Genomic DNA, 13,114 nt, shown 5'->3' on the forward strand with positions numbered 1-13,114 from the left:
GGACGGGCCACGTCCTCGAGGATGACGAAACGCAGCCGGGACCCACGGCTCTTCTTGTCGCGTCGCATCGCGGCGAGCAGGGCGTCCCAGCGGTCGCCGCGGTAGGTCACCGGCAGGCCGAGGCTCTCGAGCACGCTCCGGTGCCGGGCGACCACGACCTGGTCGAGGCGACCGGCCAGCCGGGCGAGCTCGGCGACGTAGACCATGCCCACGCCGACCGCCTCGCCGTGCCGCCACGAATAGTGCTCGACCTGCTCGATGGCGTGCCCGAAGGTGTGGCCGTAGTTGAGGATCTCGCGGCGCGAGGCCTCCCGCAGGTCGGCGGCGACGACGTCGGCCTTGACCCTGACGGAGCGTTCGACGAGCTCGCGCAGCACGGGGCTGTCGGCCCGCCGGACCGCCTCGGGTCCGGCCTCGACGAGGTCGAGGATGACCGGGTCGGCGATGAAGCCGCACTTGACCACCTCGGCGAGACCGGCGACGAGCTCGGCCTCGGGCAGGGTCGCCAGCACGGACAGGTCACACAGGACCCCGGCCGGGGGGTGGAAGGAGCCGACGAGGTTCTTGCCCTCGGGCGTGTTGATGCCGGTCTTGCCGCCGACGGCGGCGTCGACCATGGCGAGCAGCGTCGTCGGCACGTGGACGACCCGGACGCCCCGCAGCCACGTCGCGGCAACGAACCCGGCCAGGTCAGTCACGGTCCCGCCGCCGACGGCCACCACGGCGTCCGAGCGGGTGAAGCCGGCCCGCCCGAGCGCGCCCCACAGTTCGGCCGCCACGACCGCCGTCTTGGCGTCCTCCGCGTCGGGCACGACCTCGAGGTGCACGCTCATCCCGGCCCGGGTCAGGCGATCGCCGATCAGCTGCGCCATGACCGCCATCGCCGAGGCGTGCACGACCATGACCCGCTCGACCCCGTCCGCGAGCAGGTCGGGCACCTGCTCGACGATCCCATGCCCGATGACCACGTCGTAGTCGTCTCCGACCGGGATCGTCGTGGTCGCGCTCATCGAAGCCCCCCGAGCCGGTCGACGATGTCATGCGCCACCTCGAGCGGGGTGCGGCCGGCAGTGTCGACGCGCAGGCCGGCGAGCCTGTCGTAGACCGGACGGCGGGTGTTCATCATCGCGATCCACGACGCGCGGGGGTTGACCGACAGCAGCGGCCGGGACCGGTCGAACCCGATGCGCCGGGCGGCGTCGGCGATGCCGACGTCGAGGAAGACGACGGCGTGCCCCTCGAGCAGCTCCTGCGTGTCGGGGTCGATGGGCGCTCCCCCACCGAGTGCCACGACGCCGGGCTCGGCCTGCAGGGCGCGGGCGACCTCGGCGCGCTCGAGGGCCCGGAAGGTCACCTCCCCGTCGTCGACGAAGATGTCCGAGACCGACCGTCCCTGGGCCGCCACGATCGCCTCGTCGGTGTCGTGGAAGGCGACCCCCAGCAGTCCGGCGAGCTCCCGGCCGGTCACCGTCTTGCCCGAGCCCGGCGGCCCGATGACCACGGCCACGGGCCGGGTGGACGGGTCGGGACGGGTGGACGGGTCGGGCCGGGTCGACCGGTTCGACTCGCCGGGCTGGCCCGGCGCCGATGTCACCACGTGCGCAGCCGCTGCGGGACGGAGGCCAGATAGCTGTCGTGGTTGCGCCGGGTCTCGGGGACGCTGTCGCCGCCGAACTTCTCGACACACGCCTGCGCGAGGACGAGGGCCACCATCGCCTCGGCGACGACACCGGCGGCCGGCACGGCGCAGACGTCCGAGCGCTGGTGGATGGCCTTGGCCGGTTCGTCGCCGGCGACGTCCACGGTGTCGAGCGAGCGCGGCACCGTCGAGATCGGTTTCATCGCGGCGCGGACCCGCAGGACCTGACCCGTCGACATGCCGCCCTCGGTGCCGCCGGCGCGGCCGGTCCGGCGCTGGATCGTGCCGCCCTCGGCGCGTTCCATCTCGTCGTGCGCCGCGGAGCCGCGGCGCCGCGCGGTGGTGAACCCGTCCCCGACCTCGACGCCCTTGATGGCCTGGATACCCATCAGCGCGGCCGCGAGCTGGGAGTCGAGCCGGCGGTCCCAGTGCACGTGCGAGCCGAGGCCCGGGGGCACGCCGTAGGCCAGGACCTCGACGACCCCGCCGAGGGTGTCGCCGTCCTTGCGGGCCTCGTCGACCTCGGCCACCATCGCCGCCGAGCCGTCGACATCGAGGGTGCGCACCGGGTCGGCGTCGAGCCGCTCGACGTCGTCCGGGTGCGGCAGCGGCGCGTCGTCCGCGACGCCGGCCGTGCCGACGGACACCGTGTGCGAGACGAGCCGGATGCCGTAGGCCTGCTCGATGAAGTGGGCCGCCACGGCGCCGAGGGCAACGCGTGCCGCGGTCTCGCGGGCCGAGGCCCGCTCGAGGATCGGCCGGGCGTCGGTGAATCCGTACTTCTGCATGCCGACGAGGTCTGCGTGGCCTGGCCGGGGACGGGTCAGGGGCTTGTTGCGCGCGAGCTCCTTCTCGGCATTGACGTCGTCGGCCGCCTCGAGGGACGCCTCGTCGACGGGATCGGGGCTCATCACCGTCTCCCACTTCGGCCATTCGGTGTTGCCGATCCGGATCGCGATCGGGGACCCGAGTGTCAGTCCGTGACGCAAGCCGCCGAGGAACTCGACCTCGTCCTGCTCGAAGCTCATCCGGGCCCCGCGGCCGAAGCCAAGGCGACGCCGCGCCAGGGCGGCGCCCACGTCACGGCTGGTGACCTCGACCCCGGCGGGCAGCCCCTCGAGGACCGCCACGAGGGCAGGGCCGTGGGACTCACCGGCGGTCAACCAACGCAGCATGGCGCGATCCTGTCACGCAGCACCGGGCCGTCCCTCAGCCACCCAGCATCTGGAACCGGACGAAGACGGCCGCCAGCACCCCGATCAGGATGTAGGGGCCGAAGGCGATGTGGCTCTTGAGGGTCAGCCGGCGCAGGGCCAGACCGACGAGGGCGACGATCCCGGAGGCGACGTAGGCGGCGACGAGGGCGATCACCGGCGCCCCCCAGCCGAGGTAGCCCAGGGGCAGCGAGACCAGCCCGCCGAGGGTCGCGTCGCCGAGGCCGAGGCCACCCGGTGAGATCAGCGCGAGGACGATGTAGACGAGCCACACGCCGACTCCGCACGCAAGGGCCCGACCGAACGAGCCCCAGCCCCCGTCCGTCGCGCTGGCGACGAGGAGCAGCACCACGAGGGCGGCAACGCTCGGCAGGGTCAGCCCCTCGGGCAGCCGGTGCACGTCGACATCGATCCAGAAGAGCGCGACACCGACGACCGCGAGGAGCAGGTATGCCGGGAGCAGGGCACCCGCGGCGAGCCCACCGAGCTGCCACGCGAGCAGACCCCAGAGCACCGGGACCGCCGCTGCGACGAGAAGACTCCACCTCGATGGTGGGCGGTCCTGCTCGTCGTCGAGCCGGTAGGTCCCACTGGTCAGGATGCGCGCGAGGAGGACGCCGACCAGCGCGCCGACGACGACCACGACGACCACGATCCAGACGGGTGCGGGCGCGGCGGTCGTGAGGGTCATGGCCGGTCCGGCGCCGCGAGCGCCGCGGCCAGGGCGCGTCGCATCGCCTCCAGGGGAGGCGGTTCACCAGTCATCAGCCTGACCTGCTCGCCCGCCTGGTGGAGGAGCATCTCGGTGCCCGACACCACGGCATACCCCTTGCTGCGGGCGATGGTCATCAGGGCCGTGACCCCTGAGCCGTAGACGACGTCGAGCAGCACCCCGCCCCCGTCCGGCAGGCAGGCCGACAGCTCGGCGGTGGCCTCCGGGGGCGTGGTGTTGACGACCAGCTCGACGTGCGACGGCCAGAGCCCGAGCGGCGTCTCCCGGACCTGCAGTCCCAGGTCCTGCGCGGCGGCGACCGTCGAGGGTCGAGCCGCGGCGCGCACCATGAACGTCACCTCGCACGCCCCGAGCCGGGCGGCAGCGGCGACGGCAGAGCGGGCCGTGGCTCCCGAGCCGACGATGACGGCGGACCGCACCGACCCGACGCCGACCTCCCGCAGTGCCTGGACGATCCCGTGGACGTCGGTGTTGTCGCCTGCCCAGCCGTCGGCGGAGCGCACGAGCGTGTTGATCGCGCCGGTGGTGCGCGCGACCTCGCTGGCGCGCGTGGCCACCTCGAAGGCGACCTCCTTGAGCGGCATCGTCAGGCTCAACCCCCGCCATGCCGCGTCCAGGCCGGCGACATGGGCCACGAAGGCGTCGGACCCCACCTCGACTCCGTCGTAGTGCCAGTCGGTGAGACCGAGCTCGCGGTATGCCGCGTTGTGCAGCACCGGGGAGAGCGAGTGGGCGATCGGTGAGCCGCGGACCCCGGCGCGATGTCGCACCACCTGCGCCGCGGTCACCGGCTCAGCACTGCCCCTTGTTCGCGGCGCACCAGGCCTGGAACTCGGCGACGCCCTTGTCGTGGTCCTCCTTGGTGACGGCGAACTTCGTCTCACCCGAGGTGGGGTTGACCGCCACGAAGAAGAGCCACGGCCCGGGCACCGGGTTGGCCGCGGCCTCGATGGCGGCTGCCCCCGGGTTGCCGATGGGGCCCGTCGGGAGGCCGTCCATGGCGTAGGTGTTGGAGCCGTTCACGACCAGCCGTTCGGCATCACTCGTCGTCAGGGCCCGCTTCTGGGCGCCGTAGCTGACCGTCGAGTCCAGCTGGAGCCGCATCGGCTTGGCCAGCCGGTTCTCGATGACCCGGGCGATCTTGGGACGGTCCTCCTCGCGGCGGCCCTCGGCCTCGACGATGCTCGCGACGATCATCGTGCGCTCGATCTGCTCCGGCGCGATGGCAAGGCGGGTCAGCTCGGCGACCGACTTCGAGACCATGGCACGCAGCTGCTCCGCCGCGCTCGCCTTCGGGGCGAACTCGTAGGTTGCGGGGAAGAGGTAGCCCTCGATGTTGCCCTTCGCGGCGGCGGGCAGGCCCAGGGCCGCGGCGTCCTGGGCGGCCTTGTCGTAGTCGGCGAGGGGCACGCCCGTCTGCGTCGACAGCTGCGCGAACGTCTCGCCCTTCCAGAGGCCCTCACGCAGCGTCACCCGCGGCGCGGTGCGGTTCTTGCTGTCAGAGAGGAACGCCACGGCGTCGGAGGCCTTCATCTGGGTGAGCATCGTGTAGCTGCCCGGCTGGATCGAGATGCTCGCTGGGTTGTCCTTGGCTGCGTCCGAGAAGGCCTTCGCCGACTTCACGACCCCGGCCTGCTCGAGCGTGGACCCGATTTTGGGCGCGAAGTCTCCCTCGCTGACGATCACCTCGACCGCGCCGCTGCCCGGGCCCGCGTAGTCGTTGCTCTCGCGGATGCCGCTGACCATCGGCTTGAGGACGCTGAACGCGGCGACGGCCGCCACGGCGACGAGTGCCAGCGCGGCGAGGAGCACGACGAGGCGCTTCGCGGCGCGCCCGGCGCGTCCCCCGCGCCTGCGGCCACGACGGGCCGGCAGGCGCCTGTCGTCGGCGTACTCCTCGTCGAAGGCGTGGTCGTCGAAGGCGTGGTCGTCAAGGGCGTGGTCGTCCTCGATGGCCTGGACCAGCTCCGCGGCGTCGTAGCCGTCGTAGCCCTCGTGGTCGACGTCGTCGGTGTAGCGGTGGTCCTCGGCCCAGGCGCCGGCGTCGCCCGAGTGGCCTCGTCCGTGGAGCAGGCCGAGGTCCTCGTGGTCGAAGACCTCCTCCTGGCCCCGTCGCCCGGGCGCCGACTCGCGCGGGTTCGTCATCGCCTGTGCTCCTTCGTACGGGGTCGTCGCGGGAGGCTGACCGGCTCGCCGGGTGCCCGGCCGGAGAGCCCCTCGGCATCGAGGGCGGACTGCAGGATCAGCACCGCGGCGGCCTGGTCGACCACCGCCCGGTGCGCGCGACCGGCCACACCGCTATCGCGTAGTTTGCGGTGCGACTCCACCGTGGTCAAGCGCTCGTCGACCAGCCGCACCGGCGTGGGGGCGACGAGCCGCGCCAGGTCCAGGGCGTAGGCCCGCGCCAACCGGGCCGCTTCACCCTCATGTCCGGACAGTGACCGAGGGAGCCCGACGACGATCTCGAGGGCATCCCGCTCCCCGGCCACGGCCGAGATCCGGGCCTGGTCGGCGCGGGTGTCGGACAGGTCACGCACGAGCGTCTCGACGGGCGAGGCGAGCAGTCCCGACGGGTCGCTGGCCGCGAGGCCGACCCGGACGCTCCCGACGTCGACCCCGAGGCGCACACCAGGACGTGACATCCGTCCAGTTGACCACACCACGGGCCCGAGGTCGTGGACCTCAGGCCTGCCGGGCACGCAGGGCGTCCTCGATGCCCCCGAGGGCCTCCGAGACCTTCGACGGGTCCGTCCCGCCCCCCTGGGCGAGGTCGTCCTTGCCGCCGCCGCCGCCGCCGAGCGTCTGCGCCGCCCGACGCACGAGGTCGCCGGCCTTGACCCCGGCGTCGCGCGCCGCCGCGTTCGTCGCGACGATGACGACCGGGCGCCCGTTCGCGACGGTCGCCATGGCGACCACAGTGGCCCGGTCGTTGCCGAGCCGGGTGCGCACGTCGAGGACGAGTGAGCGCAGGTCGTCGGCGGCCAGCTGCGCCGCGTCGTGGCTGACGAAGGTCATGCCGCCGATGTCCCGGCCCGAGGCCACGAGTCGGGACGCGCCGGCCAGGGCCTTCTCCTGTCGCGCCGCGGCGATCTCGCGCTCGGCGTCCTTGAGGCGGGCGAGGATGCCCGAGATGCGCTCCGGCAGCTCCTCGGGGCGGGCCTTGAGGACCTCGCTCAGCTGACCGACGATGGCGTGCTCGCGGGCGAGGAAGGAGTAGGCATCGGCCCCGACGAGGGCCTCCACCCGCCGGACCCCGGAGCCGATCGACGCCTCACCGAGCAGCTTGACGAGACCCAGCTGTCCGGAACGCTGGGCGTGCGTGCCACCACAGAGCTCCCTGGCCCACTCCCCGACCGAGATCACCCGGACGGCGTCGCCGTACTTCTCGCCGAAGAGCGCCATCGCCCCGATGTCCCGCGCCTGCTGCTGGGTCATCACCTCGGCCTGCACCGGCAGGTCCTCGAGCAGCAACGCGTTGACCTCGGCCTCCACGTCGCTCAGGACGCTGACCGGCACGGCCTGTTGGGCCTTGAAGTCGAACCGGAAGCGACCCGGCGCGTTCTCCGAGCCGGCCTGGGTCGCCGTGTCCCCCAGCGCTTCGCGAATCGCCTTGTGCACCATATGGGTTGCCGTGTGGGCACGCGAGATGGAGCGACGTCGCTCGACGTCGACCTCGGCATTGGCGACCATGCCCGTCGCGACCTCACCGAGGACGACGGTCGCGCGGTGGACCACCAGCCCGGAGATGGGCCGCTGCACGTCGCGGACCTCGATGACCGCGCCGTTGGCGAGCTCGACCCGCCCGCCGTCCGCGAGCTGGCCGCCGCCCTCGGCATAGAACGGGGTGCGGTCGAGGACGAGCTCGATGTCGTCGCCGGTGCCGGCTGCGTCGACGTTGCGGCCGTCCCGGATGATGCCTGCGACGCGCGACTCGGAGACGACCTCGTCATAGCCGGTGAACTCCACGTCACGTCCGAGCGCGTCGGCCACGTGGCGGTAGACGCCGGTGTCGCCGTGGGCGCTCTTCTTGGATTTGGCGTCGGCCTTGGCGCGGGCGCGCTGCTCGGCCATCAGCCGGCGGAAGCCCGGCTCGTCGACGGCCACGCCCTGCTCGGCCGCCATCTCGAGGGTGAGGTCGATCGGGAATCCGTAGGTGTCGTGCAAAGCGAACGCCTGGGCGCCGCTGAGCGGCGTCGATCCCGCCGGGTCGGCCTCCTTGAGGCGGGCCACCGCGGTGTCGAGGATGGTCGTGCCCGAGGCGAGGGTACGACGGAAGGCCTCCTCCTCGGCATACGCGATCTGGCTGATCCGGGCGAAGTCGGTCCGCAGCTCGGGGTAGGACCGGCTCATCCGCTCCATGCTCACCGGGAGCAGGTGGGGCAGCGACGGCTCGTCGAACCCCAGCAGCCGCATCGATCGGACGGCTCGGCGCAGCATCCGGCGCAGGACGTAGCCGCGGCCCTCGTTGCCCGGGGTGACCCCGTCGCCGATGAGCATCAGCGAGGTCCGCACGTGGTCGGCGACCACCCGCAGCAGCACGTCGTCGGGGTGGCTCTGCGACGCGATCTTGCTCGGGTTGGCGCCGTAGGTCTTGCCGGTCATCTCCGCGGCCCGGGCGAGGACGGGGAAGACCTCGTCGGTCTCGTAGAGGTTGTCGACGCCCTGCAGGACGCTGGCGAGCCGCTCGAGCCCCATGCCCGTGTCGACGTTGCGCGCCGGGAGGGGCCCGCGGATGTCGAAGTCCACCTTGGCGCGGACGGCGCTCAGCTCGTCCTGCATGAAGACGAGGTTCCAGATCTCCATGAACCGGTCCTCATCCACGGCCGGCCCCCCGTCCCGGCCGTACTCCGCGCCGCGGTCGATGAAGATCTCGCTGCACGGCCCGGCGGGCCCGGGAATGCCCATGTGCCAGTAGTTGTCGGCCTTCCCGCGCCGGACGATCCGCTCGGCCGGGATGTCGGTCAGCTCGAGCCAGAGGCTGCGGGCCTCCTCGTCGTCCTCGTAGACGGTCGCCCACAGCTTCTCCGGGTCGAGGCCGTAGCCCCCCTCGGCCTGCGAGGTGGTGAGCAGCTCCCAGGCGTAGGCGATCGCGCCCTCCTTGAAGTAGTCACCGAACGAGAAGTTGCCGTTCATCTGGAAGAACGTGCCGTGACGGCTCGTCCTGCCGACCTCCTCGAGGTCAGGTGTGCGCACGCACTTCTGAACCGACGTCGCCCGGGTCCACCTCGGGGTCTCCTGACCGATGAAGTAGGGGACGAACGGCACCATGCCGGCGGCCACGAACAGCAGGTTCGGGTCGTCGAACGGCAGGGGGGCACTGGGGACGACGGTGTGGCCCTTCTCCTCGAAGAAGGTCAGCCAACGGCGCCTGATCTCGGCGGTTTCCATGGGTGTTCGCTTCCTGGCGTGAGGGGTTCCGGCTGGCGGCTGGGTGCGGTGCCGCGCGCTCGTGAGGGGTCCGGCGCGCCGGGCCCCTACCGGGCTCGCGGGCCCGACGGGTCGTCGAGCAGCGCCCGGATGCCCTCGGCGTCGAGCCGACGGTCCTCGGGGAGGGTGTGGGTGTCGAGACCGAGCGCGAAACGCAGCTCGTCCTCGCGCTGGTCCATCCCCTCGCGCACTGCGGAGGCCAGCTCACGCAGCCCGTCCCCGAGGTGGGCGATGCTCTGTGAGATGCCTTCGGGCGTGTACTGGTGCGCGGCCCGGCTCACCTTGCGGACGACGAGGACACCGACCGTGGCGCCGACGCCGATCCAGAAGAGTCTGCGCATGGCTCAGCCCCGCCGTCCCCGGCCGCCGGCGTGGCGGCCCTGGCCCCGCAGTGCGGTGCGCACGCCGTAGCTGAACGCTGCGACCTTCACGACCGGGGACCCGAGGGTCGCCGCGAAGAGCGACGTCAGCGCGTTGACGTTGGTCGACATGCTGGCGACGTTGGTCGTGATCGTGTCCACGCGCACGAGCTGCTCGTTCGTCGCCGCGACCGTGCTCGTCACCTCACCCAGGAGAGGGACGGTCTGGTCGGACACGCCCTTGACGCCGAGCTTGGCCTCGTCGAGGATCTCGCCGGCCTTGCCGACGACGCTCCCGAGCCGGAAGACCAGGTAGGCGAAGGCGAGCGCGGCGATGACGCCGGCGATGTCACCGACGGTGACTTCGGCGAGTTTCATGAGTACACCTCTGAGGGCTCCTGTATGCCGTGTGCTCGGCTCGTTCGGACGTCGCCAACCCTAGCCGACGGGGCGCCACGACGGCTGACGGGCGCAGGCGCCGAGCGGCTCAGACCGCCTCGGCCGTAAGGGTGGTCTTGATCTCCGGGAAGTGGCAGGCGATGGTCTGCCCGCGGCCCCCTCCGGGCTTCGACTCGAGTGGCGGCTCCGTCGTGGCGCAGACGTCCTGGGCCTTCCAGCACCGGGTCCGGAAGCGACATCCGCTGGGGGGGTCGATCGGGCTGGGCGGGTCTCCCTGCAGGCGGATCCGCTCCTTCGGGGGGATCCCGCGCACGACGTTGATGTCGGGCGCCGCCGAGAGCAGCGCCTGCGTGTAGGGGTGCTGCGGCTCGTTGTAGATGCTCGCCTTGTCACCCATCTCGACGATCTTGCCGAGATACATCACCGCGATCGTGTCGCAGAAGTGGCGGATCACACCGAGGTCGTGGGCAATGAAGACGAAGGAGAGGTTCAGCTCCTCCCGGAGGTTGGCCAGCAGGTTCATCACCTGCGCCTGGATCGAGACGTCGAGCGCCGAGACGGGCTCGTCGGCGATGATCAGCCTGGGCTCCACCGCCAGGGCCCGGGCGATCCCGATGCGTTGGCGCTGGCCGCCGGAGAACTCCGACGGATAGCGGTTGATGTGCTCCGGGTTCAGTCCGACAAGCTCGAGGAGCTCCTTGGTGCGGGCCTTCTCCCGACCCTTGGCGAGCCCGTGCACCTGCAGCGGGGTCCGCAGGATCGCGCCGACGGTCTGGCGGGGGTTGAGGGAGGAGTAGGGGTCCTGGAAGATCATCTGAATCTCCCGACGCAGGGGGCGCAGCGCCTTCTCCTTCATCACGGCGATGTCCTGGCCGCGGTAGCGGATCGCGCCGGAGGTCGGCGCCTCGAGCCGGGTGATGAGCCGCGACGTCGTCGACTTGCCGCAGCCCGACTCGCCGACCAGGCCCAGGGTCTCGCCCTCGGCGACGGTGAAAGAGATGTCGTCGACGGCCTTGACCGTCGACCGGGTCAGGGACAGGCCCTGGATCTCGCGCACGGCGAAGTGCTTGACGAGGTGCTCCAGCTCCAGCAGGGGCGCCCCGCCGGAGCGGTCCCGCCGCACCCGAACTGCCACGTCCTGCACGACCGCGTCCTGCACGACAGCGTCCTGAACCACTGTGTCCCGCGGGACAGGGGGCTCGGCGTGGTCGGCACTCGAGGTCATGAGGAGATCTCCTCGATCATCGTCTGCTCCGGGTCGGGCAGGTGGCACCGCAGCTGACGTCCGTTGCTGAGCGTCCGCAGCTCGGGCAGCGTCGAGACGCACAGGTCGCCGGGGACCTGGTCCCGGAAGTCGCAGCGGGGGTGGAACGAGCAGCCGCTGGGCAGGTGGACCAGGCTGGGCGGCGTGCCGCGGATCGCCCGCAGCTCGTCCACCTCGTCGGAGGCGGACGGGATGCTCAGGAGCAGGCCCATCGTGTAGGGGTGGTTCGGCTGGGAGAGGACGTCCTTGGCCAGGCCGCGTTCGACCGCGCGCCCGGCATACATGACGAGGATGTCGTCGGCGACCTCCGCGACGACGGCGAGGTCGTGGGTGATGAGGATGACCGCGGAGCCGAACTCCTTCTGGAGGTCGTTGATGAGGTCGAGGATCTGCGCCTGGACGGTGACGTCGAGCGCCGTCGTCGGCTCGTCGGCGACGAGGAGCTTGGGGTCGTTGACGAGGCCGAGTGCGATCATGGCCCGTTGGCGCATCCCGCCGGAGAACTCGTGGGGATACTGCCTGGCCCGCCGGTCGGGGTTCGGGATGCCGACCCGCTCGAGCATCTCGACGGCGCGCTTGTCCGCGATGGCCCGGGACACGTCGTGGTGGGCCCGGTAGGCCTCGGCGATCTGCTTGCCGACCCGGAAGAACGGGTGCAGCGATGACTGCGGGTCCTGGAAGACCATCGCCACGGTGCTGCTGCGCAGCCCGCGCATCGTCTCCTCCGTGGCCCCGACGATCTGGGTGCCGTCCAGGACGATGCTGCCGGTGATCATGCTGCGCTTGGGGTTGTGCAGGCCCAGCAGGGTCATCGACGAGACGGACTTGCCCGACCCCGACTCCCCGACGATGGCCAGGGTCCGGCCGAGGCGGGCCTCGTAGCTGAGGTTCTGGACGGCGTTGACCGGACCCTCGTCACTGGGGAAGCGCACCGAGAGGTCGTCGACCTTGAGGACGACGTCAGCGGCGGCGACCTTGACCTGCCACGCCGCCGAGCTGTCCGATGTCGGTTGGGCGCTCATGCGAGCCTCACCCTCGGGTCGATGGCGGAGTAGAGCACGTCGACGAGGAGGTTCATCAACACCACGATGACCGCCGACATCAACACCGTGCCCATGATGATCGGCAGGTCGTCCTGGCCCAGTGAGACGATCGCCAGGCGGCCCATCCCGTCCAGCTCGAAGATCGACTCGGTGATCAGCGTGCCCGACAGCAGACCGGCCATGTCGAGGCCGAGGATGGTCAGGACGGGGCTGAGCGCTCCGCGCAGGGCGTGCTTGTAAGTCACGGTCGTCGTGGAGATGCCCTTGGACCTGGCGGTGCGGACGTAGTCCTGGGACAGCGTGTCGACCATCTGCGCCCGGGTGTAGCGCACGTAGGTCGTGGCGTAGACGAGGCCGAGGATGATGGCCGGGGCGATCATGCCGACGAGCCACGGACCGATGCCGTCGGAGAACGCGGCTGCCCTGGGCAGGATCGAGTTGAGGCGGGTGAGGTAGAGCGCGAAGAGCAGGGCGACGATGTAGAAGGGGATGGCCCCGACCACCTGGGAGACGCCGACGACGGTCCGGTCGGTCTTCGTGCCCCGTCGCCTGGCCGCATAGACCCCGGTGGTGATGCCGATCGAGAGGAAGACGACCATCGACATCAGGGCCAGGGCGGCCGTCGTCGGGAAGCGGCTGAACACCTCCGTCTTCACGTCCCGGTGGCTGCGGAAGGAGTAGCCGAGACACGGCGCGGTGCAGCGCTTGGTGGTGCCGCCGTCGATGACGTCACGGCCGACGAACAGCCCGGTGAAGTACTCGGAGAACTGCACCGCGATCGGCCGGTCCAGGTGCAGGGACTTGCGGATCTCCACCAGCTTGGCCTGGTCGCAGCGCAGCTCCCCGCACAGGGACTGCGCGGGGTCCGCAGGACCGGCGTAGAAGAGCACGAAGGTCGCCACCAGGGTGACGAGCACAACGCTGGCGGCCAGCGCGAGGCGGCGCGCGATGTAGATCAGCATGGGGTGTCCTCACGGCGCTGTTCCAGGGTCAGCCGTGGGGTGTGGGCGCAAGCCCACACCCCACCACTCGAGAC

The 13,114-nt window shown here is 71.5% G+C and carries 13 protein-coding genes; all 13 read right to left on the minus strand.

The genetic code is table 11. From position 1 onward, the window contains the following. Positions 1 to 1,010 (minus strand): 3-dehydroquinate synthase (gene aroB / locus ACLL9L_RS05695; protein WP_411283671.1); only part of this gene is annotated, 1,010 nt, incomplete at its 3' end. Continuing rightward, entirely contained in the window at positions 1,007 to 1,507 is a 501-nt protein-coding gene (locus ACLL9L_RS05700; RefSeq protein WP_411283710.1) for a shikimate kinase, read from the minus strand. The genes ACLL9L_RS05700 and aroB, both read right to left, overlap by 4 nt. Positions 1,508 to 1,590: 83 nt before the next feature. Beyond that, positions 1,591 to 2,814: a chorismate synthase gene (gene aroC, locus ACLL9L_RS05705; protein ID WP_411283672.1), complete on the minus strand. Its 1,224-nt coding sequence runs from the start codon at positions 2,812 to 2,814 to the stop codon at positions 1,591 to 1,593. Between the two features lie 34 nt (positions 2,815 to 2,848). Then, positions 2,849 to 3,544: a prepilin peptidase gene (locus ACLL9L_RS05710; protein ID WP_411283673.1), complete on the minus strand. Its 696-nt coding sequence runs from the start codon at positions 3,542 to 3,544 to the stop codon at positions 2,849 to 2,851. Then, on the minus strand, positions 3,541 to 4,374 hold the full coding sequence (locus ACLL9L_RS05715) for a shikimate dehydrogenase (RefSeq protein WP_411283674.1): 834 nt from the start codon (positions 4,372 to 4,374) through the stop codon (positions 3,541 to 3,543). Before ACLL9L_RS05715 ends, ACLL9L_RS05710 begins: the two co-directional genes overlap by 4 nt. A gap of 4 nt (positions 4,375 to 4,378) precedes the next feature. After that, positions 4,379 to 5,731, minus strand: coding sequence for an endolytic transglycosylase MltG (gene mltG, locus ACLL9L_RS05720; RefSeq protein WP_411283675.1), 1,353 nt, complete (start codon positions 5,729 to 5,731; stop codon positions 4,379 to 4,381). Continuing rightward, a complete protein-coding gene (gene ruvX / locus ACLL9L_RS05725) occupies positions 5,728 to 6,228 on the minus strand; it encodes a Holliday junction resolvase RuvX (RefSeq protein ID WP_411283676.1) in 501 nt (166 codons plus the stop codon). Before ruvX ends, mltG begins: the two co-directional genes overlap by 4 nt. A gap of 40 nt (positions 6,229 to 6,268) precedes the next feature. Beyond that, entirely contained in the window at positions 6,269 to 8,974 is a 2,706-nt protein-coding gene (gene alaS / locus ACLL9L_RS05730; protein WP_411283677.1) for an alanine--tRNA ligase, read from the minus strand. An 86-nt stretch (positions 8,975 to 9,060) separates the two neighbouring features. Continuing rightward, entirely contained in the window at positions 9,061 to 9,354 is a 294-nt protein-coding gene (locus ACLL9L_RS05735; RefSeq protein ID WP_411283678.1) for a DUF6167 family protein, read from the minus strand. 3 nt (positions 9,355 to 9,357) lie between these two features. Next, entirely contained in the window at positions 9,358 to 9,750 is a 393-nt protein-coding gene (locus ACLL9L_RS05740; protein WP_411283679.1) for a DUF948 domain-containing protein, read from the minus strand. Between the two features lie 109 nt (positions 9,751 to 9,859). Then, positions 9,860 to 10,996: an ABC transporter ATP-binding protein gene (locus ACLL9L_RS05745; protein ID WP_411283680.1), complete on the minus strand. Its 1,137-nt coding sequence runs from the start codon at positions 10,994 to 10,996 to the stop codon at positions 9,860 to 9,862. Further along, positions 10,993 to 12,057, minus strand: a complete 1,065-nt coding sequence (locus ACLL9L_RS05750; RefSeq protein ID WP_411283681.1) for an ABC transporter ATP-binding protein — start codon at positions 12,055 to 12,057, stop codon at positions 10,993 to 10,995. The genes ACLL9L_RS05745 and ACLL9L_RS05750 overlap by 4 nt, the downstream gene beginning before the upstream one ends. Next, positions 12,054 to 13,040 (minus strand): ABC transporter permease, encoded by a 987-nt coding sequence (locus ACLL9L_RS05755; RefSeq protein ID WP_411283682.1) that lies wholly within the window; start codon positions 13,038 to 13,040, stop codon positions 12,054 to 12,056. Before ACLL9L_RS05755 ends, ACLL9L_RS05750 begins: the two co-directional genes overlap by 4 nt. Between the last annotated feature and the right edge of the window lie 74 nt (positions 13,041 to 13,114).

Source organism: Lapillicoccus sp., assembly GCF_046595215.1.
Lineage (GTDB): Bacteria > Actinomycetota > Actinomycetes > Actinomycetales > Dermatophilaceae > Lapillicoccus.